The sequence below is a fragment of the Acidovorax sp. KPB24-07 genome (assembly GCF_057543315.1).
Genome location: NZ_BAAJYS010000873.1, coordinates 1 through 687 on the forward strand (window position 1 = coordinate 1; position 687 = coordinate 687).

The window sequence follows — 687 nt, forward strand, 5'->3', positions numbered from 1 at the left end:
GGGGGACGACGCCAGCGCGGCGGGGCGGCCCTTGGGCGGCGTCTACTGGCGCGGCCTGCTCCGCGGCCTTCGGAAGGGACAGCGCCCGCCAGTGCATGGGCCTCTGGACTTGCCGCCTCCTCGATAACGCATCAAAAAGGACAGCCATGGAACACGCCACACCGCACACCGCCACACTGATGGAGCAGATCCTCTACGAGGTCAAGCGCGTCGTGGTCGGGCAGGACCGCTTCCTGGAACGCGTGATGGTGGCCATGCTGTCGCAGGGCCACCTGCTGGTCGAAGGCGTGCCCGGCCTGGCCAAGACGCTCACCGTCAAGACCCTGGCCAGCACCGTGCAGGGCCAGTTCAAGCGCATCCAGTTCACGCCCGACCTGGTGCCTGCCGACCTGGTGGGCACGCGCATGTACAACCAGCGCACGGGCGAGTTCAGCACCACGCGCGGCCCCGTGTTCACCAACCTGCTGCTGGCCGACGAGATCAACCGCGCGCCCGCCAAGGTGCAGAGCGCGCTGCTGGAGGTGATGCAGGAGCGCCAGGTAACCATCGCGGGCGAGACGCACCGCGTGCCCGAGCCCTTTCTGGTGATGGCCACGCAGAACCCCATCGAACATGGCGGGCACTACCCCCTGCCGGAGGCCCAGCTCCGACCGGTTTCTTGATCCGCCTGTCGCTGGGCTATCCCGA

Annotated in this window: 1 pseudogene; it reads left to right on the plus strand. The window is 68.3% G+C overall.

Annotation, left to right across the window (positions count from 1 at the left end):
- Positions 1-146: 146 nt before the first annotated feature.
- A pseudogene (locus AC27IQ_RS26395) lies at positions 147-687 on the plus strand (AAA family ATPase); the annotation flags it as partial.